The sequence below is a fragment of the Paenarthrobacter sp. C1 genome (genome assembly GCF_049315185.1).
GTDB lineage: Bacteria > Actinomycetota > Actinomycetes > Actinomycetales > Micrococcaceae > Arthrobacter > Arthrobacter nicotinovorans.
The window spans coordinates 2181839-2200090 of record NZ_CP186052.1; the positions used below are offsets into that span (position 1 = coordinate 2181839).

General features: G+C 62.4%; 17 protein-coding genes and 2 pseudogenes. 7 read left to right on the top strand and 12 right to left on the bottom strand.

The annotated features are described in order from the left end of the window. The first annotated feature begins 21 nt into the window (after window positions 1–21). Together ACNAOU_RS10220 and ACNAOU_RS10225 are read left to right on the top strand one after the other, a co-directional pair. Window positions 22–492: a DUF1003 domain-containing protein gene (locus ACNAOU_RS10220; protein ID WP_055976217.1), complete on the top strand. Its 471-nt coding sequence runs from the start codon at window positions 22–24 to the stop codon at window positions 490–492. Between the two features lie 32 nt (window positions 493–524). After that, window positions 525–1559 (top strand): AAA family ATPase, encoded by a 1035-nt coding sequence (locus ACNAOU_RS10225; RefSeq protein ID WP_055976214.1) that lies wholly within the window; start codon window positions 525–527, stop codon window positions 1557–1559. 42 nt (window positions 1560–1601) lie between these two features. Here ACNAOU_RS10225 and ACNAOU_RS10230 read toward each other — a convergent pair whose 3' ends face one another. The 8 genes and pseudogenes from ACNAOU_RS10230 to ACNAOU_RS10265 form a co-directional block, all read right to left on the bottom strand. Then, complete coding sequence (locus ACNAOU_RS10230; protein WP_039241076.1) at window positions 1602–2369, bottom strand: SCO1664 family protein; 768 nt, start codon at window positions 2367–2369, stop codon at window positions 1602–1604. Then, entirely contained in the window at window positions 2369–2914 is a 546-nt protein-coding gene (locus tag ACNAOU_RS10235) for a DUF3090 domain-containing protein (protein ID WP_422758587.1), read from the bottom strand. The genes ACNAOU_RS10230 and ACNAOU_RS10235 overlap by 1 nt, the downstream gene beginning before the upstream one ends. A 24-nt stretch (window positions 2915–2938) precedes the next feature. Beyond that, window positions 2939–3631: a histidine phosphatase family protein gene (locus tag ACNAOU_RS10240; RefSeq protein ID WP_422758588.1), complete on the bottom strand. Its 693-nt coding sequence runs from the start codon at window positions 3629–3631 to the stop codon at window positions 2939–2941. 45 nt (window positions 3632–3676) lie between these two features. Beyond that, window positions 3677–3934, bottom strand: a pseudogene (locus ACNAOU_RS10245) (amino acid permease); the annotation flags it as partial. A 54-nt stretch (window positions 3935–3988) separates the two neighbouring features. Next, on the bottom strand, window positions 3989–5104 hold the full coding sequence (locus tag ACNAOU_RS10250) for a fatty acid desaturase family protein (RefSeq protein ID WP_422758589.1): 1116 nt from the start codon (window positions 5102–5104) through the stop codon (window positions 3989–3991). A gap of 171 nt (window positions 5105–5275) precedes the next feature. Continuing rightward, window positions 5276–5989, bottom strand: a complete 714-nt coding sequence (locus tag ACNAOU_RS10255) for a GAF and ANTAR domain-containing protein (RefSeq protein ID WP_422758590.1) — start codon at window positions 5987–5989, stop codon at window positions 5276–5278. Window positions 5990–5998: 9 nt separating this feature from the next. Next, entirely contained in the window at window positions 5999–6685 is a 687-nt protein-coding gene (locus tag ACNAOU_RS10260) for a GAF and ANTAR domain-containing protein (RefSeq protein ID WP_082924747.1), read from the bottom strand. Between the two features lie 298 nt (window positions 6686–6983). Beyond that, window positions 6984–7763 carry a type 1 glutamine amidotransferase domain-containing protein gene (locus tag ACNAOU_RS10265; RefSeq protein ID WP_193590482.1) on the bottom strand — a complete coding sequence of 260 codons (780 nt, stop codon included), beginning with the start codon at window positions 7761–7763 and terminating at the stop codon, window positions 6984–6986. A 237-nt stretch (window positions 7764–8000) separates the two neighbouring features. On the opposite strand from ACNAOU_RS10265, the gene ppsA reads away from it, so the two are divergent. The 3 genes from ppsA to ACNAOU_RS10280 all read left to right on the top strand — a co-directional run bounded on the left by ppsA (window position 8001) and on the right by ACNAOU_RS10280 (window position 11853). Continuing rightward, window positions 8001–10409, top strand: coding sequence for a phosphoenolpyruvate synthase (ppsA, locus tag ACNAOU_RS10270; protein WP_422758591.1), 2409 nt, complete (start codon window positions 8001–8003; stop codon window positions 10407–10409). Beyond that, window positions 10410–11252 carry a pyruvate, water dikinase regulatory protein gene (locus ACNAOU_RS10275; RefSeq protein WP_035734266.1) on the top strand — a complete coding sequence of 281 codons (843 nt, stop codon included), beginning with the start codon at window positions 10410–10412 and terminating at the stop codon, window positions 11250–11252. 145 nt (window positions 11253–11397) lie between these two features. After that, window positions 11398–11853: an Lrp/AsnC family transcriptional regulator gene (locus ACNAOU_RS10280; RefSeq protein ID WP_422758592.1), complete on the top strand. Its 456-nt coding sequence runs from the start codon at window positions 11398–11400 to the stop codon at window positions 11851–11853. On the opposite strand, the gene ACNAOU_RS10285 is transcribed toward ACNAOU_RS10280, so the two are convergent. Genes ACNAOU_RS10285 through ACNAOU_RS10295 form a run of 3 tightly spaced genes read right to left on the bottom strand, consistent with a single transcriptional unit; the run spans window position 11828 to window position 15715 of the window. Further along, the gene (locus ACNAOU_RS10285) at window positions 11828–13264 is read right to left on the bottom strand and encodes an aspartate ammonia-lyase (RefSeq protein ID WP_422758593.1); all 1437 of its coding nucleotides are present in this window, start codon (window positions 13262–13264) and stop codon (window positions 11828–11830) included. The genes ACNAOU_RS10280 and ACNAOU_RS10285 overlap by 26 nt on opposite strands. Further along, window positions 13261–14676 (bottom strand): aldehyde dehydrogenase family protein, encoded by a 1416-nt coding sequence (locus tag ACNAOU_RS10290; protein ID WP_422758594.1) that lies wholly within the window; start codon window positions 14674–14676, stop codon window positions 13261–13263. The genes ACNAOU_RS10285 and ACNAOU_RS10290 overlap by 4 nt, the downstream gene beginning before the upstream one ends. Beyond that, entirely contained in the window at window positions 14669–15715 is a 1047-nt protein-coding gene (locus ACNAOU_RS10295; protein WP_189075638.1) for a homoserine dehydrogenase, read from the bottom strand. Before ACNAOU_RS10295 ends, ACNAOU_RS10290 begins: the two co-directional genes overlap by 8 nt. Before the next feature lie 150 nt (window positions 15716–15865). On the opposite strand from ACNAOU_RS10295, the gene arr reads away from it, so the two are divergent. Both arr and ACNAOU_RS10305 read left to right on the top strand, forming a co-directional pair. Beyond that, entirely contained in the window at window positions 15866–16276 is a 411-nt protein-coding gene (gene arr / locus ACNAOU_RS10300) for an NAD(+)--rifampin ADP-ribosyltransferase (protein ID WP_079581264.1), read from the top strand. An 85-nt stretch (window positions 16277–16361) separates the two neighbouring features. Further along, window positions 16362–16613, top strand: a pseudogene (locus ACNAOU_RS10305) (Rho termination factor N-terminal domain-containing protein); the annotation flags it as partial. A 183-nt stretch (window positions 16614–16796) separates the two neighbouring features. On the opposite strand, the gene ACNAOU_RS10310 reads toward ACNAOU_RS10305, so the two are convergent. Then, window positions 16797–18245, bottom strand: a complete 1449-nt coding sequence (locus tag ACNAOU_RS10310; RefSeq protein WP_422758595.1) for an SLC13 family permease — start codon at window positions 18243–18245, stop codon at window positions 16797–16799. Between the last annotated feature and the right edge of the window lie 7 nt (window positions 18246–18252).

Consider the following 18252-nt stretch of genomic DNA (forward strand, 5'->3'; position numbering starts at 1 on the left):
TCAACCTCGTCCACTGTGCTCATGAGTGAACACGATAAGACCTGGCACGGTCAGCACCTCGCGGGCCTGAGCAAGGGTGAGCGAGCAGCGGACTACCTCCGCAACGGCATGGGCAGCTGGACTTTCGTCGGGTGTTTCGTCTTGGCGATGGTGGTTTGGGCCGCCATCAATTCCTACCTTCTGGCCGGGAACGCCTGGGACCCTTACCCGTTCATCCTGTTGAACCTGTTCTTGTCGATGCTTGCCGGCCTTCAAGGTGCCATTTTGCTGATCGCAGCGAAACGGCAGGATGCCATAGCGGCAGCAATGGCACAGCACGACTTCGACACAGACGTGCAGGCCAAAGCGGAGATCGACCGGCTGATGGCGATCAACAGCGAACAATTGGAGCTGCTTGGGAGGCTGTTGGCCGCCCTTCCGCAGTCAGGTGTTTCAGAGGAGGACAACGACGGCGAAAAGCCTACGCCAACTCGTGGCGACCCGTCACCATAACCAGCAAGCGGTACGGGGTCTACAGTGGGTGTATGGCTGCCAGCCGCAATCCGCTCGATGACCTGCGTGAGACCATTGGCCATCTGGCCAATCAGCTCAAGCTGCCCGGTTCGGAGCGCGTCGACGACCTGGTCGGCGACCTCATCGGAGTCAAGCCGGGGCCGGCCCGGCCGCTGTCCGAAGTGCAGGCCGAACTCGATGCGCTGGTCGGACTGGAGACCGTGAAGGAACAGGTTCGTGCCCTGGTTGCCATGCTCCGTGTCCAGGCCCGCCGAAAGGCGCACGGCCTGCCGGAAGTGGCCACCTCCCAGCACCTGGTGTTCCTCGGAAACCCGGGCACGGGCAAGACCACCGTGGCGCGGCTTTTGGCGGAGATGTACCGCGCGGTCGGTCTGCTGCAGAAGGGACACCTGGTTGAGGTCGACCGTTCGGGCCTGGTGGGGCAATACGTCGGAGCGACCGCCATCAAGACGGACCGGGTGATCCGGCGTGCGCTGGACGGTGTCCTCTTCATCGACGAGGCTTATGCGCTGGCCCCGGAGGACGGGCGGACGGACTTCGGCCCGGAGGCCATTGAAGTCCTGCTCAAGCGGATGGAGGACCATCGGCATCGGCTGGTCGTGATCGTCGCCGGTTACCCCCGGTTAATGGAAGCCTTTTTGCTCTCCAACCCTGGCTTGCGCTCCCGGTTCGCCCGGGAGATCACATTCCCTGACTACTCGGTGGACGAACTCCAAACGATTTTTCACCAAATGCTTGCCCAGCACCAGTACATGTTGGAGCCGGGTGCGGACCAGATGCTGCGTCGAATCCTCGCCGGGCTTCATGCGAGCGAGGACTCCGGTAACGCACGGTTCGCCCGCACGCTGTTCGAGCAGGCACTGAACCGGCAGGCATTGCGGCTGTCCTTGGACGAAGGACAAAGCCTGGATGCTCTTGACCGGGAGGCCGTCATGACGCTCACCGCTGATGACATCGTCGAGGCGGCACTGGCTTTGGGCGAAGAGCCGGAGCCGGAAGAAGCCGATGAGGTGGAACGGCCGCGCTGGTGGCGCTGGCTGGCCTGACCGGCCCGGCAGCAGCACGCCTGATTCCTTTGGACAACTCTTCTAGAACAGGGGCCAGGGCACCGCAGGCATGTCACCGCTCGGCGGAGGAAAACGCCCTGCCAAGCGCAACCGGGTGCAGCGCGCAACCAGCGCTTCCAATTCCTCGTCGCTGAGCAACTCTGCCAGCTCTTGGCCCAAGGTACCCGGCAGTTCATCGCTGACACGATCAATGCCGTCGAGTTCCTCTACGGTCAGTGCATCTCCCAGCCAGCCCCACAGCACGGTCCGCAGCTTGTGGTCGCTATGGAAGGTGAGCCCATGGTCAACGCCGTGCCGGTGTCTGTCCGGCATGGGCAGTATGTGGTTGCCCTTTCGGTCAGCGTTGTTGACCACGAGGTCGAACACGGCCATGCGCCGCAGGGCCGGGGAATCTTCGTGGATGAGGGCAACCATCTGTCCGTTCTCATCCTGGCCTTCGAGAACTTGTTTCCAGCCCGACTCCGGTACTTCGTCCATTGACACCAGGTCCACGGGGCTTTGGGTCGGGTCCTGCTCCTGCCAGAGCTGTACCATTCCTTCCCCCAGGGGACCATCGCGCAGCCAGGTCTTCGGGACGATGTTCCAGCCCAGCACCTGCGAAACCAGGTAGGCGGCCACCTCCCGGTGAGCGAGGGTGCCATGGGGAAAATCCCACAGTGGACTTTCACCGGCTATGGGCTTGTAGACCACTTGGGTGTCGCCGATGCTCCCCAGGAAAGTGGCGTTTGAGGCCGTGGTGATGCGGCCCGTGAGTTTCAGTTCGGCGGTCGCGAGATCCGGCGTCGGCATCAGACCTCGGGAACGGTGCAGGTGTGCCCATCTGCATCCATGGGGTACCCGCAAAGCGGGCACATCGGACGCCCGGCATCCACGATCTCACGGGTGCGCTTGGCAAACGCGCGTGCTGTACCCACCGGCATTCGCACCAGCATCATTTCGGTGTCGCCGGCGTTGTCTTCGCGCGGTTCGTCGTCGGTATCGACGTCGATGATGGGGTAGGCCTCGACGACTATCTGTGCCGTGGTCGGGTCCCAATCCAGGGTCATGGCACCGGCTCGGAACTGCTCGTGAGGGGCCTCAAGCGGGTCATTGTCGACCAGTTCCATGGGAGTACTTGTGGGAATGCTGAAAGGGTTGCCTTCGATGGTGCTGAGCTGGTCGAGAATTTCGTCTATTTTCTCCGCGAGTTGGGCCGATTGTTGCTTCTCGAGGGCAATACTGACGATTTCCGCCCCTGCGCGTACCTGCAAGTAGAACGTGCGGGCTCCCGGAAGGCCAATGGTGCCGATGACAACCCGATCGGGCCAGGCAAACTCGTGAACACGTGTAGGCATGTCAGTATCTTAGGCACATGCGGTTCATGGCGTCTTCTGACCGGCCCCGCCCCCCACCGGCGCGTCGGCGGAACGGATGCCATTCGAGAGCCAGGACAGATCCCCGGCTTCCGTGTTGGTTGCGTAGACGCTTGGCCGGTCAGCACCGTAGTGGACGATTGATACGGAGGCGGGATTGACGTTAATGCGCTGGAACAGATCCAGGTGCATGCCGAGGGCGTCGGCGAGGATTGACTTGATCACATCGCCATGACTGACGGCAGCCCATACGGCCGCCGGCCCGAACTCGGCCTCGAAGGCCGCATCGTGGCGTCGGATCGCCGCCACCGACCGGGCCTGCATGGCGGCCATGGACTCACCGCCGGGAAAGACGACGGCGGATGGTTGGGACTGCACCAAAGACCATAGGTCCTCAGTCGCGAGATCACTAAGCCTCCGGCCCTGCCACTGGCCGTAGTCACACTCAGTAAGATCGGTCTCGACCGGCGCGTACGGCGCGCTGGACTGTCGGTCGAGGATGAGTTGGGCGGTCTGCCGGCAACGCTCAAGGGGGCTCGATACCACCCCCGCCAAGGTAACCGCGGCGAGCCGGTCTCCGGTCAGGGCCGCCTGGTCACGCCCGACCTGGTCCAGGCTGACTCCGTCGGCGCGACCGGCCAACAGACCGGAGGCATTGGCAGTGGTGCGGCCGTGCCGCACGAGGATAAGTGTCGCCATCCACCCAGCCTAACCATCTGCCCGTGGATGGTGTGGATCAGGCCGCATGGAAAAACCAACGAGGAACGAAATCACCGGTGCTTTGAAGGCCCGTTCAGCAAAGACGGCTGCTCCGCCGGCCTTGGGGTATTTTGTGACCAACTCTGCGTAGGACCCCGCCGTCAGCATTGCGAGGGAAAGCGCCAGGGCAAGGGGAATCCAGATGGCCCCTCCCACCTCGCCCGCGACCTTGCCCACCAGTGCGTAGATCCCTGCACCCAACACATCGCCGAGGATGAAGAGGAAGAGGAGGGGTCCGGTAATGGATTGCTTGAGTCGTGAAGTCTTGGCTTTGGCAGGGTCAAGAGTGTCGCACCGTTATGGCCTGTGTTGGCCGGCGAGGGGACAGGTGAAGGGGTCGGCAGCGGCGAGGCCAACTTTATTCAAGTACTGGATGACGATTGAATATGAGCGCATCAGCCCGGTCTCGGTATAGGGAATATCCAGGAGAAGGCAGTGCGCTTTGACAATATTGCTCGCCTCGCGAAGGTGCCTGCGGGGCATATCCGGAAAGAGGTGGTGTTCGATTTGGTAGTTGAGGCCACCCATGAAGAACGTCACAAACTTCCCGCCCGTGATGTTGCGGGAAGTGAGCACCTGCCGGGTCAGGAAGTCGGCACGGCTGTTTTCAGGAAGTATCGGCATCCCTTTGTGGTTTGGCGCGAAGGTCCCGCCCATGTACAAACCAAAGACCGCGACCTGAACCGCGATGAACGCAGCGGCAATACCCGGGGACAGGACGAGGAACAATATTCCGAGATAGGTGCCGAAACGCAGACCCAGCAGGCCCAGCTCAAGCCACCGGAACTTGACCGGCCCTCGACGCAGCAAATACTTCAGCGAGTCGATGTGCAGAGTCCAGCCAAGGAACAAAAGCAGGGGGAACAGGAGATAGCCCTGTCGTTTGCCGTAGGCCCTGGAGAACCGACCACGGTTGCCCGGCAATTCGTTGTGGAAGATGATGGCGCCTGGAGCGATGTCCGGGTCCTTGTTGACCACGTTTGGCCGTGCATGGTGCCGTGAGTGTTTGTCTGTCCAGTAGGCGTAGCTCATGCCCACCATCAGGGTGGCGAGCAGACGGGCGGTCCATTCGTTTGCCGCGCGGGACGAGAACACCTGAAGATGCGCTGCTTCATGGCCGAGCAACGCGAACTGCGTGAAAACGACGCCGAGCGCGCCGGCGATGGCGAGCTGGAGCCAGGAGTCGCGCAGGAGGAAGAACGCCACCCAGGCGCCGGCGCCCGAAACGGCAAGCAGCGTCAGCAGCACCAGGTAGTAACGCCGCGAGCGCTCAAGCAATCCGGCTTCCTTGATCAATGTCAAGAGCCCCGCATAGCTGCTGGTGACTTTGTTGACCCGGACTCCCGACGATGCCTGCGCGGGGGAAGGCGAACGTGGGGGAACCACCGGCGGCGGCTGGTTAATGAGCGACAAGGTGTTGCCTCCTCGGATGCGCTGGAAAAGCGGTGCGCTGAAAAAGCGGTGCGCTGGCAAGCAATGCCGAGGTCTGGGGCAACAACTCAAGCGTAGGCACGGAAGGTTCCGTGAGTCCATAGGAAATGGACTACGGCGCGCGATCCATTTCGAATTGTCCCAACGGGAGTGCTAGATCATCAGGGTGCGCTTGACGATACTTTCAGCAACGTCATGGAGATTTTGCCGGGTGGAGCGTGCATGTGCGCGCAGCACGTTGAAGGCACTGTCCATGTCAAGGTTCTTGGTCTGCGCAATGACACCCTTGGCCTGCTCGATGAGCACCCGGGTGGTCAGAGCCCGTTGCAGTTGATCGTTAAGGATGCCCGCTTCCCGAATAGTCCGTTCCTGCAGAAGGCTGATGGTTGCTACGTCGGCCATGGCCTGGGCTATGGCCGCGTCTTCGGGACTCAAGGCACCCGTTTCGGCGCCAAACAGACCCATGGCACCGATAACCCTTGTATGGACGCGCATTGGTGCTGCATGCACTGACCGGAAACCCATGTCCAGGGCGATTTGCTGGAAGGCTGGCCAGCGTTCGCCAAGGTCCCTGATGTCGTCGACGGTGACGACAGCTCCAGTCCGGTAGCACTCCACGCAGGGACCTGCGCCGGCTTCAAGTTGGAGCAACTCCACCAGCTGGCTTTGCTCGCTGGTTGAAGCCAGCAGCTGCAGGTTCCCGTCAGCGTCAGAGAGCAACAGCCCTGCCTGGGCAGCATCGAGCAAATCGACGGCGTCTTCCACGAGTGTGTGAAGCAGATCCAGGACGTCGTAGTCGGCAACGAGCGTGTCGGTAAGCTTCACGAATGTGTCGCTAAGACGCTCGGCTCTGCTTTTTATTACCATGTCAGCATTTTACTGTGGGCCGGTATCACTGGCGCCCGCTGCCGGCGTGAAATCAAGCCGCCTGTTCACGACGTCCATTGCGGTGTCCTGCAAAGAACGTCCGCTGGCGAAGGCGTGGCCTCGCAGCAGCAGCAACGCTTCGTCGGCGGTGCTTCCTGTCTGGACCAGCACCATCCCGGTAGCCTGGTGGATTTCCCGCCGTGCCAGCGGAACGGTGGCAGTCCCGGTGTCACCGTCCGGCAGTAATCCCCGCAGCAATGTCCATGCCGTCCGGTTGGCAATCCGGGCGGCACGGGCGCCCTGCTCAGTGCTGAGTTCGCGCGGTGAGGTGCAGTAAAGTTCCACGACGCCGATAACCAGGTCGCCGGCCAGCAAGGGGAACACGAAGAGCGCCTCTGCATCAGTACTGCTTGCTGCTTCTGCAAAGGCGGGCCACGAGCGGACTCCAGCGTGGCTCAGATCGTTGATCATGACCGGCAGATGGGTACGGAAAACATCCCACCGTGGTCCGTCTCCAAGATCGTACTGAAGCTCATCAAGCCGCGCAGCTGTAGCGTCGGATGCGCACATCAGGGTTTCGGCCGCAGAACCTCCGAATATCGACACTGACGCTCCGGCGATGGGCAGTTCCTCGAGGAATGCAGAACACAGGTCGCCGTGGGGACCGTGCCCTGGCGCTGAGGTCACTTCAGGCACGCTGTGTCACCTCTCATGTGATGGCTCGGCTGCACCAAGGACAACCATTCCTGTTTTTTCAAGACAGTCATTTTCAAGACAATCGCGCTCTGACTGTTACCCCAACCTTAAACCGACGGGTGAAGAGATACCCGACGGCGGCTGTCACCGCGGTCAGTTCACGGTCGCTGAAGGCAACGCCGCCTTCAGATTTACGGCCAACTGCCCGGCCGCCGAGTGCGTCCTGCAGTGAGCGACAGCAACTTCGGCAGACGGAACGGCCCCCACTTGGGAGGGCCGTTCGGTCGAATGCTGCTACCTAGTGTCCGGCGTCGGCCGCCGCTTTCTTTTTGGCGTCCTTTTCCGCGTCCTTCTCAGCGCGCAGCGCTTCCGCCTCGTGCTGCTCCTCAGCTTTTTCATGGTGGATAACCTCGGCGAAGAGCTTCTCCATTTCCTTCGCCACACCAGCTGCCGAGGCAGGATTCTGTCCGGTTACCAGCCGTTCATCCACGACGACTTTCTCTTCAAAGACACCTGCGGAGACATGGTGCGCTCCCTGTTCTTCCAAACGGTCGGCAAGAAAGAACGGGATGACCTTGTCCTTCCCGGCGGCAACTTCTTCGTCGTTGGTGAATGCGGCCACGTCCCGACCCTGGACGAGCCGGAAACCATCCTTCAATTCCACATTCAGCAGCCCGGCGGGACCATGACAGACAGCGCCCACCAAGCCACCGGCGTCGTAAACGCTCGCTACCAGCCGCTGCAGTCCTTCACTGTCGGGGAAATCCCACATGGTGCCGTGACCTCCCACGAGGTAGACGGCATCATATTGCTCCGGGTCTATGACGTCGACGCGGGCAGTGTTGTAGAGCCCGGCGCGCGTCGTCTCGTCCTGCGTGAAAGCAACCTGGACGGGATCATCGGTGTCTACTACGTCGCTGGGAGGCTGGCCGCCCTTGATGGAAGCAAAATCGACGAAGTGGCCCGAATCCTTGAAGACCTTCCACGGATGTGCGGCTTCGGCCACGTTGTAGCCGGTCTTTTCGCCCGTATCACCGAGCTCCGAAACGCTGGTCAGTACCATGAGGATTTTCTTCATGAAGTGCTCCTTTCGTCCACCGCCAACACTACGCCCTGGTCCAAATGGGCTCCCTGGAACCGACAGAAGGGGCCGCAAGCCGGTTTCCCTTGACGTCATGGGTGGGCGATCTCCCGTTACCGTCCATTTCTGTTGAACGTGTCACATTTGTTTGCATCCAGCCCCAGCGACCCTGATCCTTGCAAGACCTAGTTTTTTTAGCGCTTGTCAGAGCGTGCCCAATGGAGGACACAATTTATGACTAACGTTCTTTGGTTTTCTGAGCTTGGCTTGTCCGACCTTGACCAGGTTGGCGGCAAAAATGCATCGCTTGGGGAAATGGTTCGAAATCTCGCCTCTGCAGGGGTGAAGGTTCCGGGCGGTTTCGCGACGACGGCGGACGCTTACCGCCGTTTCCTGGCGGAGTCGAAGCTGGATGCGAGGATTGAACAGATTCTTGAGGGCCTGGACAGCGGCGACGTCGCCGCTTTGGCCAAGGTTGGCCAGGAAATCCGTACCCTGATCCGGGAGACCCCGTTCCCCGCGGGTTTGGAAGAAGACATCCGGACCGCCTATGAGCGCCTGACCGGGGAGCATGGTGCGGACGTGTCGTGGGCGGTGCGTTCCAGCGCCACGGCCGAGGACCTCCCCGATGCTTCCTTTGCCGGGCAACAGGAGACATTCCTGAACATCCGTGGAATCGGAAACATCCTGCACGCGATCAAGGACGTCTTCGCGTCGCTGTACAACGACAGGGCGATTGCCTACCGGGTCCACCATGGATTCACGCATTCGGAAGTAGCGCTCTCTGCCGGTATTCAGCGGATGGTTCGTTCCGACGTCGGCGCCTCCGGCGTCATGTTCACCATGGACACCGAAACCGGCTTCACCGACGCCGTGTTCATCACGTCGTCTTACGGACTGGGGGAAGCTGTGGTCCAGGGGGCAGTGAACCCTGACGAGTTCTATGTCTACAAGCCTGCCTTGGCGGAAGGCCGGCCGGCAGTTCTCAAGCGCGGTCTGGGCGGGAAGGCCGTGCAGATGGTGTACACGGAATCCGAAGAGGTCGGCCGGACCGTCGACTTCATCCCCGTGCCGCAGGATTCCCGGAGCCGGTTCAGCCTGACCGACGCGGAGGTCGAGCAGCTTGCCCGCCATGCCGTGGCGATCGAGCGGCACTATGGCCGTCCCATGGACATCGAGTGGGGCAAGGACGGTGTGGATGGGGAGCTCTACATCCTGCAGGCCCGCCCGGAAACGGTTGAGTCACGCAAGGCAGCGGGCGTCACGTCCCGCTACACGCTCACCGAGCGGTCCACAGTCTTGGTCGAGGGGCGCGCGATCGGTCAGCGCATAGGCGCCGGCCAGGTCCGGGTACTGTCTTCGATTGATCAGATGGCCTCCTTCCAGGAGGGCGACGTTCTTGTCGCGAACATGACGGACCCCGACTGGGAACCGATCATGAAGAAGGCTGCTGCGATCGTCACGGACCGTGGCGGGCGGACTTGCCACGCTGCGATCATCGCCCGCGAACTGGGCATCCCTGCGGTCGTCGGCACAGGATACGCCTCGCAGATCCTCAAGGACGGCGCCCCGGTGACGGTGTCCTGTGCCGAGGGCGAAGCGGGGCTCGTGTATGAAGGCCTGCTGGATTACACGCTCCAGGAGACCAGCCTGGAGACCATGCCGGAGGCTCCGGTGAAGATCATGATGAACGTCGGAACCCCGGAGCAGGCATTCAGTTTTGCCAAGCTCCCCAACCATGGAGTCGGCCTGGCCCGGCTGGAGTTCATCATCAACCGCCAGATCGGTGTCCACCCCAACGCCTTGCTGGCAGTGGCCGGAGAGATCGAGCGCCCGGCAACACTGGACGATTACACCGTCCGTCTCATCCAGGAAAAGATCGCCGCCTACGACGGCCCCCGCGATTACTACGTCAAGCGCCTGGCCGAGGGCATCTCGACCATCGCCGCGGCCTTCGCACCGGAGCCGGTGATCATCCGGCTCTCGGACTTCAAATCGAACGAATACGCCAACTTGGTGGGCGGTCCGGCCTTCGAACCCGAAGAAGAAAACCCGATGATCGGCTACCGGGGCGCCTCCCGGTATCTCTCTGCGGCCTTCCGGCAGGCCTTCGAACTCGAATGCGAAGCACTGAAGTTTGTGCGCAACGAGATGGGCCTGACAAATATCAAGCTCATGGTTCCGTTCGTGCGGACCCTCGACGAGGCACGCGGCGTGACCGAGCTGCTCGCGGCCAACGGGCTGAGGCGGGGAGAAAACGGGCTGGAGATCGTGATGATGTGCGAACTGCCCGCGAACGCGCTCCTGGCCGATGAGTTCCTGGAGTACTTTGACGGCTTCTCGATCGGTTCCAACGACCTGACCCAGCTCACCTTGGGCCTCGACCGTGACTCCGCTCTTGTGGCCGAAGGCTTCGATGAGCGCAATCCGGCCGTGACCAAACTGCTGGAAATGGCCATTGCCGCCTGCCGGGCCAAGGGACGGTACGTCGGGATCTGTGGTCAGGGACCCAGCGACCACCCGGACTTTGCCGAGTGGCTCCTGGGGCAAGGCATCAGCTCCATCTCGTTGAACCCGGACGCGGTGACTGAGACCTGGCTGCGCCTGGCCCGCTCAACCAACGTCACCAGCCCCACCGTCTAAATGACCGAGCATCAAACCGTGGGGGCAGGCTCCGTGCCTTCCCCCACGGTGTTCTTTCTCTCCGACAGCACCGGGATTACGGCCGAGACGCTCGGCAATACGCTGCTCACCCAGTTTCCTGGCCAACGGCTCGAGCGGCGCACCATCCCCTTCATCACTACCATCGAGCAGGCGCGCGAGGTCGTTGCGCTGATCGACCGGGTTGCGGCCACAGGTCCTGACCCGATCATCTTTTCCACGGCCGTCGGGCAGGACATCCGTGCGGTTCTCTCCAAAAGCCGCGGGCAGTTTTTCGACCTGTTCGGTGCGCATATCGGGAAACTTGAACAGACCCTCGGCGCAACGGCCAACGGAAAACCGGGCCAGGCCCACGGCGTGGGGGATGCCGTCCGCTATCAGTCCCGCATGGCCGCCGTCGAATATGCCATCGAACACGACGACGGCCAGTCACTTCGGGCGCTCGAACGCGCCGAGCTGATTCTTATCGCTCCTTCCCGTTGCGGTAAGACTCCGACCACCATGTACCTGGCCCTGCAGCACGGCATCCTTGCCGCGAACTTCCCCTTGGTCGAGGAAGATTTCGACAACATGTCCCTACCTGCGCCCCTGCTGCCTTTCGCGAGCAAGTGCTTTGGACTGACGTCGCAACCCGTCCGGCTGAGCCAGATCCGTCAGGAACGCCGGCCGGGCAGCAGCTACGCATCGCTGAACCAATGCACCTTTGAGTTGCGCAACGCCGAAGACATGTACCGGGCCAACAACATTCCCTATGTGAACTCCGCTTCCATGTCCGTGGAGGAAATTTCTGCCACCGTCCTCCAACGCATGCAACTGCACCACTGACAGCGTTGCGTTCTGTCCGGTGGTATCAGGAAGCGGTGGCACGGCGGGGCTGCCCGGATGGGATATGTTGTTGTGCGCCGCCCTCGTCGCCAACGCACGTGGGGATCCGGCCAGTGACATGCAAAACCCTGAGTCAGGAGTACCCGTGCCCGGAAGCCCACGTGATGGCATAGATGCCCAGATTCTGGCGGAGCTTCGGCGCAACGCCCGCATCAGCCTGGCGCAGCTGGGCGAGAAGGTACTCCTGTCCCGCAATGCCGTGCGGCAGCGGATCGAGCGGATGGAGCGTGATGGCTTCATCAAGGGCTACACCATCAGGGAGTCTGCAGCTGAGGCCACCCGGACCGTGAATGCCGTGTTGATGATCCAACGGCATGACCGCATGCGCGGCAGTGATGTCATCGCCGGCCTGCGGGCCATTCCCGAAATCGCTACCTGTGATGTGGTAAGCGGCGAGCTCGATCTCATCGTCCGGGTCGAGGCTCCGGACGCGGCAAGGATCCAGGAGATCTGGAGGCAGGTTTCTGAGTTGCCCGGAGTCCGTGACATCACTACCGCGTTGTCACTCTCGACGGTCATTGACAGGCAGTCACCACGCTGATCGCATCCCCGCAGGAATCGGTGGCCATCAATCTTTCCGCCTGCTCGGGCTGGAGCAGGCCCTCACTGACAGCGATGTCGATGACACTCTGCCCCGAGACGAGTGCCCTGTGGGCGACCCCGGCTGCCACCGCGTACCCCAGGACGGGCAGCAGCGCCGTGGCCTGGGCCGTGGACGCGCGTGCCCTGGACCGAAGCAGCGTTTCGTTGGCTTCGACGCCGGAGACGCATAGCTCGCGCAGGACGTCGCAGCCGTTGGTCAGCCAACTCAGTGACTGCAGTAAGGCGTGGGCGATGACCGGCTCGAACGCGTTCAGCTGAAGCTGTCCGTTGTCGGCTGCCATGGTGACAGTGACATCGGCGCCAGCGACTAAGAACGCAATCTGGTTGATGACCTCGGGGATGACCGGGTTGACCTTGCCGGGCATGATCGAGGAGCCCGCTTGCCGCGGGGGCAGCCGGATCTCTGCGAGCCCTGTCTGGGGTCCGCTGGATAGCAGGCGCAGGTCACTGGAGATTTTGGAGAGCTTGATGGCAGTGCGTTTGAGTGCCCCGGAGAACGTCATGAACGCCCCGGTATCCCAGGTTGCTTCAACAAAATCGTGGGCACGGGTCAACTGGACCCCGCTGACCGCAGAAAGCTTGTCGATGACCCGCTCCACATACCGCGGGTCCGCAGTGATGCCGGTGCCGATCGCTGTGGCGCCCAGGCTGCATTCGCGCAGCAGGGCGGCTGCTTCGCGAAGGCGGCGCTGGTCTTCCTCGAGCGTGACAGCAAAGGCAGTGAATTCCTGCCCGAGCGTCATGGGCACCGCGTCCTGCAATTGCGTGCGTCCGATTTTGGGGATGTCCGCGAACGCGTGGCCGCGTTCGGCGAACGATTCGGACAACAGGGCCAGTTGTTTCAGCAGGTCTTCGAGTGCGAACACGAGGGCCAAGCGCACGGCTGTCGGGTAGACGTCGTTGGTGGACTGGCATTTGTTGACGTGCCCGATCGGGTCGATCACTTCGTAGGACCCCCGGGGGTGGCCCAGGGACTCCAGGGCCAGGTTGGCGATGACCTCGTTGGCGTTCATGTTCGTCGAGGTTCCTGCCCCGCCCTGGATGACGTCCACGGGGAACGCATCGTCGACCTCGCCGGAGGCAACTGTGTCGCAGGCCGAGGCGATCGCCAGGCCAATATCGTCCGGGATCAGGCCCAGCTCGGTGTTGGTCAGGGCCGCGGCCTTCTTCACAACCGCGAGGGCGCGGACGAGGTGACGGTGGGTTCCGAGCTGGATGCCGCTGATGGGGAAATTGAGGATCGCCCGTTCGGTGTGGATGCCCCAGAGGGCGGATGTAGGAACGGCCAAGGAGCCCAGGCTGTCCCGTTCGATCCTGATCCTGGTTTCATGTCCGGTGCTGGTGCTCATGAGGCGATCGCAATGACTTTGGGTTGCGTCATTTCCTCGTAGGCGAAGTGGACCCCTTCGCGGCCCATGCTGCCGTACTTCGAGCCGCCGAACGGCATGGCATCGTGTCGGTAGTCGGAGGAATCGTTGATCATGACACCGCCGGCGTCGATGGCTTTGGCGGTCTGCAAGGCCCGGTTGAGGTCCTTGGTGAACACGCCGGCCTGCAGCGCGTACTCGCTGTCGTTAGCCAGTTCGATGGCTTCCTCAGCGGTGTCGAACGGTTCAATAAGGACGACCGGTGCGAACAGTTCCTCGCTCCAGGCCTCGCAGGTCCGGGGCACCCCGGTGAGCACGGCAGGGGTGAGGACCGGCCCGTCAAGGGTCCCCCCGGTCAGCAGTTTCGCCCCGGCCGCTACGGCCTCATCGATCTTCCGTTTCGCTTCGGCGGCGGAGTCGTGGCTGATCATCGGTCCGACATCGGTGTGTTCGTTGCGGGGGTCGCCGGTTTTCAGCGCGGCGGTTTGGGTGACAAAGGCCTCCAGGAAGGTCTCGAACACTGGGCGTTGGACAAGGATCCGCTGCGCGCCGATGCAGTTCTGACCGGCTGCCCAGAACGAACCGGACACACTGGCCTCGACGGCTGCTGGGATGTCGGCGTCGTCGAAGACGATGACGGGGGCATTACCACCAAGTTCCATGGAAAGGCGCTTGATTCCGGCGTTCGCGGCGATGGCCCGGCCCGTGGCGAATCCTCCGGTGAACGAGACCATGCGGACCAACTTGGAGGAGATGATGGTTTGCGCGACTGTCCGGTCACCGAGGACAACGGTGACGAAGTCTGAGGGAAGACCGGCCTCACGCAACAGGTCCACCAGGAGAATGGCGGTCAAGGGTGTCAACTGGGAGGGCTTGAGGATGACCGTGTTGCCGCCGGCGATAGCAGGGCCGAGCTTGTGGGCCACCAGGTTCAACGCATCGTTGTAGGGCGTAATCGCCGCGATGAGCCCAAGTGGTTCACGGGTGAACCAGCCTTGTCGGTTCTCCGAACCTGCGAAGGAATCGAACGGGACGACTTCGCCGACGTTCCGTCGGGTTTCCGCCGCTGAAAGCTTGAGCGTGTTCACCGCGCGGGAGACTTCCTTGCGGGCCTGCTTGATGGTTTTTCCTGCCTCGGCGACAATCAGCTCCGCGACCTCTTGCGACCGCTGCTGCAACAGTTCCGCAGCGGAATCCAGAATCCTGCCACGCTCGTGGCGTGGCATGGCCGCCGCTGCCGGAGCGGAGGCCGCGGCACGGATGAGCTCGACACGTACCTCCGCCTCAGTGCACTGGGGCAGGGTGGCCAGGGGGCCGCCGTCGAACTTGTTACGCACCACCAAGTGCTCGGCGACGGCTTTCACGGGAGACTCGGCAATGGCTGTCTCAGGCACGGACGGCTCCTTTGGCGAATTCGTCGACGGCGATGATGTCGGAAATGAGGGCGTAGGCGGTTTCGACGCGACCAGCGCCCGGGCCGGACACGGTAACTGCACCGAGCAGGTCGGTGGTGAAGGACACTGCATTGGTGGCACCGGAAATGCCAGCCAACGGGTGATCCGCCGGGAGGGCTACGGGCTGGACGGTAGCGACGATGCGGCCATCTTCTTCACGGCGTGCCTCGCCGATCAGCTTCCACCGGGAGCCGCCCGCCAAGGCCTGGGTAACGTCGTCGCTGGTGATGTCCTGGATACCGGTGGTCTCCACATCGCCGGGGCGGATGCTTGCCCCCAGCAATTCGTTGGCCAGGATCGCGACCTTCAACCGGACATCGGAGCCTCCAATGTCGGCGGTCGGATCAGCCTCGGCATAACCGAGAGCCTGGGCTTCGGAAATGGCTTCATCCAGGCCCAATCCGGCTTCCATGCGGCCAAGCACGTAGTTGCTGGTCCCGTTCAGGATCCCCTGAACCGCGTTCAGTTCCAGACCTCCGAGCATCTTGTGCGCCAGACGGATGACGGGTGTTCCGCTCATGACAGCGCCTTCGTACTCGAAGCGGACGCCGTTCTCCGCTGCTAGTGTGCGAAGTTCCTGGCCGTGCAAGGCCACAGGACCCTTGTTGGTGGTCACCACATGCTTGCCCGACTCAAGGGCCCACTTCACATGCGAAACGGCGGGTTCCCCGTCAACGGGACTGGTGAAAGTTGCTTCGACGACGATGTCGGCCGGGCTGTTCTTGATGACGTCCTCGTTTCGCGGGTCCGGGCTGCCGCCGGGGAGACCCTCGAAGGTCGAGCCTCGCGGCATGGCCAGAACCGAGGCCAGGTCGATGCCCTCACCTTGGACAAGCGAACCAAAAGCCAGGTCGGTGATCGCTACGACACGGAGCTCGAAGCCGAGGGAAGCGAATCGTCCGGGTTCATCGCGGATCAGCTCGGCCAAGGCGCGGTTCACGCCTCCGAAACCAATCAGGGCCAGGTTGTACGTCGTCACAATGATCTCCTTGATAGGGCGGTAATGCTGTTCCTCAAGCCTCTAACCCGGGAGTGTCAGTTCCCTAGGTACAAAACGCTCGTCCGGCATGACGAAACGACCAAAGAAGCGCGCTTTTCGCCCCTTCCGGCCACCCAATAGGCTGTAGCTGTGAACGAGCTTCCGGATACTGGCCCCTTTTTTCACGGCACTAAAGCCAAGCTCCGCACAGGAGACCTGCTGCGGGCAGGCTTCAGGTCGAACTACCGTCCCGAAGTAGTGATGAACCATATCTATTTCACGGCGCTGCGGGACGGGGCAGGTCTCGCTGCGGAACTCGCGGCCGGTGAGGGTGAGCCGCGGGTGTACGAGGTGGAGCCGACCGGGACGTTCGAGGACGATCCAAACGTCACGGACAAGAAATTTCCGGGAAATCCCACCAGGTCCTATCGGAGCACTGCACCGCTGAGGGTGGTCGGTGAGGTCACGGACTGGACGCGGCTCGCGCCGGAGGCCCTGCAAGCCTGGAAGGACCGCTTGGCAGCAATCCTTGCCGACGAGCGCGGCGAGATCATCAACTGACGGAGAACAGGACAGCCAGGACAGGCAGCACCGGGACGCGCAGAGGCCATCCGTGGACGCTTGTCGAGAAGTACCAAGCATGCTTGGTTACGAGAAGGTGGGGGACCACTGGGAGCCCAAGGAAGAGCGAGGTCCTTCGGACGCCCACGCCGAAGGGGGCGTCGATTCGCCCATGCCAACGGCAGGGGGAGTTGATGCCAATGCTTCCAAGGGCCACCTATACCAACTGGCGCAACAGCTTGGGATCAGTGGCCGTTCGAAGATGTCCAAGGACGAACTCGTGCAGGCGCTGCAGAAGGCCAATGACGCGGCCACACGGAAGGCCAGGGAGAGCTGAACGGGGTTGAACATGCATTTGGCAGGGCCACCGTGTGGTGGCCCTGCCAAAGGTGCGTTGGCATCCAGTCCTGCGCCCGTCCTTCGGGCTACCTGTTGCGATGGTGTGCAGGATGTGATTCCGAACGCCCGCCGGGAGTGATTGTTTCGGCGGGTCTTGGAGGCTCGGTGCCGCCGGAGTCCCCTACATGATTCCGGTCGGTACCAGCAGTGCCCAGGCCAGGGCCGGGGCGACGAGGACCACGCCGCCCGCGTAGGCCATGAGCTGCTTGTAGACGCGCTGGCGGTCGTCTTCACGGGCGTTGGCCACAACCAGTGCTCCGTCAGTGGAGAAGGGGGACACGTCCACCACGGTTGCCGCAATGGCAAGGGCTGCCACCGTCCCCGAGGCGCTGAGCGAGCTTGTTGCCAGCAGCGGTCCGGCCAAAGGAATGAAAGCCGTGAGGAGGGCGGTGGAAGAGGCGAAAGCTGAACCGACGCCGATCACGTAGCAGAGGACCAGTGCGATGAGCAGCGGTGCCCCGAGCGCGAGCGCTTGTTCGGCGAGGGTGTCAATGACACCCACGTGCTGGAGCAGTGAGACGTAGGTGATCATGCCTGCGACCAGAAGAACGGTCGACCAGGAGACCCCGCCGATGAAGGTCCGGTGTTCCTTGATGTTGACCAGGGCCAGCAGAAGTCCGGCGGAAAGCGCCACGAAGCCGATGGGCATGTGGAAGCCCAAGGCGCAGACGAGCATGGCGGCAATCAGTGCAAGCGTGAGGAGCTGCTGGCCGTGGGGGCGTGCAGTGCGCGTCGTGTCGAGGTCGGCGTGCTGGCCGGCCGCGCCGTCGCGGAGCTTTCCGAGCAGGGCGAACAGAACCACGGTGAGGATGGAAAGGATGAGGTTGAGCGCGAAGCTTGCCCCGAAGAGCGCACCCTGCGAGATGGGGAAGCCGTTCTTCACTGCGATGTCGTGAACCAGGACGCCGGCCACGGACAGCGGGGAGAATCCACCCGCGTGGGCGCCGTTGATGATGAAGGCGCCCATCAGGACGGGGTGGATGCGTGATTCGTAGGCCAGTCCGATCGCTGCGGGGGCCAGCAGGGCGACGGCGGCGGGGGAGAAGGTGCCCAGTGACGTCAGGGCTGCGGCCAGAAGGAAGAACACCCAGGGCAGCAGCAGGGTTTTGCCCCGGACCAGCCGGACGCAGGTCTGGACGATGATGTCAACGGTGCCGTTGCGCTGGGCCATGCTGAAGAAGTACGTCACGCCAATGATAGTGATGACGATGTTGGCGGGGAAGTCAGCAAGGATTTCCTTGTCGCTCATGCCAAGCATGAAGTAGCCGACGCCGAAGGAGGCTACCAGCCCCATCACTCCGATGTTCAAAGGCCACTTCGTGGCGACGACGAACATCAACACGAGTATGACCAGCGGGATGATCTGCGTGGCGGTCATGGTCGGCTCCGATTCAGGGGTGGCCGCCGGGTTGAACAGGGCACCCCCGAACAGGATGGCGACCAGACCCAGGATGACGGAAGCGGCAACCGTTACCAGCAGGATACGGCGGCGCGTAGTGGGACGCTTGGAACTCTCGTCCTTGATATCGCTCTCGGCGTCGGGAGCTGGTTGGTAAATAGTCTTAGCCATGGTGTTC

Excerpts from the sequence above, each read along its gene's own strand:
- ACNAOU_RS10285 (WP_422758593.1), bottom strand. The coding sequence starts at position 13,264 with ATGAGCACCAGCACCGGACATGAAACCAGGATCAGGATCGAACGGGAC.
- ACNAOU_RS10255 (WP_422758590.1), bottom strand. The coding sequence starts at position 5,989 with ATGGTAATAAAAAGCAGAGCCGAGCGTCTTAGCGACACATTCGTGAAG.
- ACNAOU_RS10225 (WP_055976214.1), top strand. The coding sequence starts at position 525 with ATGGCTGCCAGCCGCAATCCGCTCGATGACCTGCGTGAGACCATTGGC.
- ACNAOU_RS10235 (WP_422758587.1), bottom strand. The coding sequence starts at position 2,914 with ATGCCTACACGTGTTCACGAGTTTGCCTGGCCCGATCGGGTTGTCATC.
- ACNAOU_RS10220 (WP_055976217.1), top strand. The coding sequence starts at position 22 with ATGAGTGAACACGATAAGACCTGGCACGGTCAGCACCTCGCGGGCCTG.
- ACNAOU_RS10230 (WP_039241076.1), bottom strand. The coding sequence starts at position 2,369 with ATGCCGACGCCGGATCTCGCGACCGCCGAACTGAAACTCACGGGCCGC.
- ACNAOU_RS10240 (WP_422758588.1), bottom strand. The coding sequence starts at position 3,631 with ATGGCGACACTTATCCTCGTGCGGCACGGCCGCACCACTGCCAATGCC.
- ACNAOU_RS10310 (WP_422758595.1), bottom strand. The coding sequence starts at position 18,245 with ATGGCTAAGACTATTTACCAACCAGCTCCCGACGCCGAGAGCGATATC.
- ACNAOU_RS10265 (WP_193590482.1), bottom strand. The coding sequence starts at position 7,763 with ATGAAGAAAATCCTCATGGTACTGACCAGCGTTTCGGAGCTCGGTGAT.
- ACNAOU_RS10275 (WP_035734266.1), top strand. The coding sequence starts at position 10,410 with ATGACCGAGCATCAAACCGTGGGGGCAGGCTCCGTGCCTTCCCCCACG.
- ppsA (WP_422758591.1), top strand. The coding sequence starts at position 8,001 with ATGACTAACGTTCTTTGGTTTTCTGAGCTTGGCTTGTCCGACCTTGAC.